Origin of the sequence: Clostridium zeae, assembly GCF_017312485.1 — a bacterium.
In the GTDB taxonomy this organism is placed as follows: domain Bacteria; phylum Bacillota; class Clostridia; order Clostridiales; family Clostridiaceae; genus Clostridium_AR; species Clostridium_AR zeae.
Window position 1 is genome coordinate 89,812 of record NZ_BMBA01000008.1, and the last position, 300, is coordinate 90,111.

A 300-nucleotide genomic window follows, 5' to 3' on the forward strand; every position below is an offset into this window, starting at 1 on the left:
AAGTTTGTTGGTAATTGGCTTAAGGATTCTAATGCTTCTCACAGTGGTGGAACTGCTGTTTACTCAACTACTGTTGGCAATTATATTGAATTTTCATTTACTGGAACAGGCTTTAAATGGGCTCAGCCTGTTAATCCTAATAGAGGTATTGCTAATATAACTATCGATGGAACTGCTTATACTGCTGATACATATTCAGCTACTTCTGAGTTCCAAAAAATTACTTATTCTAAGACTGATCTAACTTCTGGAAACCACACTGTTAGAATTACAATTACTTCTAACAAGAATTCAGCTTCA

General features: G+C 34.7%; 1 protein-coding gene. It reads left to right on the forward strand.

Annotation, left to right across the window (positions count from 1 at the left end; all coding sequences use genetic code 11):
* On the forward strand, nt 1-300 hold a 300-nt coding region (locus J3477_RS22410; RefSeq protein ID WP_443092732.1), incomplete at both ends, for a hemoblobin-interacting domain-containing protein.